We start from the raw sequence: 2,256 nt of genomic DNA on the forward strand, positions 1-2,256 counted from the left end.
GCCTACGACGGCGTGACCGGGGGCGACGGCCCGGTCGGCGCCTTCGTCGCGGCCGAGGTCTTCCCCGGCGCGGTGCTGCCCCGGCTGGGCGAGATCGTCCTCGCGAGCGACCCTTACTTCGCCGTCACCGTCGTCCGGGCCTCCGCCGAGGACTACGCCCGCACCCTGGCCGCCTGGTCCGCCCGGCTGCTGCGGGCCCGCGCGGAGGCCGAGCGGCTCGTCGGCCCGGACAGCTACCGCCGCTACCGCCGTTACCTGCGGGCCTGCGAGGTCACCTTCCTGCGCGGCGCGGCCACGCTCTACCGGATCGGGTTCCGGCGGCGCGACGAGCCGCTCCGGCCGACGGGCTGAGGGCCGGTCCGGATGCATCCCTCCGCCGCTCCCGCCGATTCGGCGCCCTTGCCGGGAAGCCCCGCCGAGCCGCCCGCCACCGCCAGCGCCGTCCCCGCCACCCAGACCGCCGCCGCCCCCGTCCCGGTGGGCAGGCGGCGGGCGTGGGCCGCGGTAGGGGTCGTCTGCGCCGCGCTCTTCCTGCTCGGACTCGACTTCACCGTGCTCAACGTGGCGGTCCCCGGCCTGCGCGCCGAACTCGGCCCCACCCTCGCCGAGACCCAGTGGATCGTCGACGGCTACGCGCTCGCCCTCGGCGGCTGCGTCCTCGCCGCCGGCGCCCTCGGCGACCGGTACGGGCGCCGCCGCGCGTTCGCCGCCGGACTCGCGCTCTGCGCGCTCGCCTCGGTGGCCGGCGCGCTAGGTGACACCCCCGGCCGACTCGTCGCCGCGCGCTGCGCGATGGGCCTCGGCGCGGCGTTCTTCATGCCGGCCACGCTCTCCACCGTCGTCCATGTGCTGGACGCGCCGGAGGACCGGCGGCGGGCGATCGGCGTCTGGGCGGCGGTGGCCGGTGTCGGCGCGCTCTTCGGCCCGGTCGTCGGCGGCTGGCTGGTCGAACGGCACGGGTGGCAGGCCGCGTTCTGGCTGAACGTCCCCGTGGTGGCCGTGATCCTGGCGCTCACCCCGGTCGTCCCCGAGTCCCGCGATCCCGAGGCCCGACCGCTGGACCGGCTCGGCGCACCGCTGTCCTGCGCCGCCCTGCTCACCCTCGTCTGGGGCGTCATCGAGGCGCCGGGCCGGGGTTGGACCAGCACCGCGGTGCTCGTGGCGTTCGCCGCCTCCACCGTGCTGATCGCCCTCTTCCTGTGGCGCCAACTCCGCTGCGCGGCGCCCATGGTGCCGCTCCGGTTGCTGCGCGGCGGGCCGGTCTGGCCGGCCACGGTCAGCCTGGCGCTGATGTCCTTCGCGATGTTCGGCGCGATGTTCCTGCTCACCCTCCACCTCCAGCAGGTGCGCGGCCTCTCGGCCTGGCAGGCCGGGCTGCGGATGGTGCCGCTCTCGCTGGGGCTGGCCGTCGGCGCCGTGCTGGGGCCGGTGGTCGCCCGGCAGGCCGGGGCCCGGGTGCCGGTGGCCGCCGGTCAGCTGCTGATCACCGCCGGGTTCGTCCAACTCGCCCTGCTGGAGGCCGAGTCGGGGGACGCCCCGGTGCTGCTCTTCGAGGCGGCGGCCGGCCTCGGTGCGGGCCTGCTCGCACCGGTGGCCACCGAACTCGTGATGAGCGCCGTGCCGTTGGCCATGGCCGGGGTCGGTTCGGCCCTCAACGACGCCACTCGGCAGGTCGGTTCGACGCTCGGTGTGGCGGTGCTCGGCTCCGTGCTCGCCACGGTCGCGGACGGTGCCGCACCGGGCGACCGGGCCGCCTTCACCGCGGGTCTGAGCGCCGCCGCCCTGGTCGGCGGGGCGGTCGCCGCGCTGGCCGTACTGCTCGCCTGGTTCCGGCTGCCCGGCCGCGAACCCTCGGCGGCCACCGGCCGGTCGGCCCCGGCGGCACCCGGACCGGACTGAACACCGGACCCGTCACCCCTTCCTTCCCGTCTCCCCCTCCCGAGAGGAACCCCCGTGTCCGACACCTTCACCGTCCTGCGCGACTGCCTGGTCGCCGAGTTCGACGTTCCGGCCGACCGGGTCGAGCCCGGAGCCACGCTCGCCTCGCTGGAGCTGGACAGCCTCGCCCTGGTCGAACTGTCCCTGCTGGTCGAGGAGCGGATCGGCGCGACCGTCAGCGACATCCGCCCCGAGTCCACCCTCGGTGACCTGGCCGCCCACGCGGACGCCGTCCGGGCCGCAGCTCCCGCCCCTGCCCCCGTCCCCGCCGCGAGCACCACCCTCGCGTCGAGCGCCGTCAGTTGAGCACCCACGGCA

The 2,256-nt window shown here is 76.6% G+C and carries 3 protein-coding genes; all 3 read left to right on the forward strand.

Annotation, left to right across the window (positions count from 1 at the left end):
* A partial coding sequence (locus tag VR45_RS27565) for a class I SAM-dependent methyltransferase (RefSeq protein ID WP_045942551.1) occupies positions 1 to 351 on the forward strand: 351 nt, incomplete at its 5' end.
* Positions 352 to 399: 48 nt separating this feature from the next.
* Entirely contained in the window at positions 400 to 1,899 is a 1,500-nt protein-coding gene (locus VR45_RS27570; protein ID WP_052709413.1) for an MFS transporter, read from the forward strand.
* Positions 1,900 to 1,953: 54 nt separating this feature from the next.
* On the forward strand, positions 1,954 to 2,244 hold the full coding sequence (locus VR45_RS27575) for an acyl carrier protein (RefSeq protein WP_045942552.1): 291 nt from the start codon (positions 1,954 to 1,956) through the stop codon (positions 2,242 to 2,244).
* The last annotated feature ends 12 nt before the right edge of the window (positions 2,245 to 2,256 follow it).

It is taken from the genome of Streptomyces sp. NRRL S-495 (genome assembly GCF_000966955.1).
GTDB lineage: Bacteria > Actinomycetota > Actinomycetes > Streptomycetales > Streptomycetaceae > Kitasatospora > Kitasatospora purpeofusca.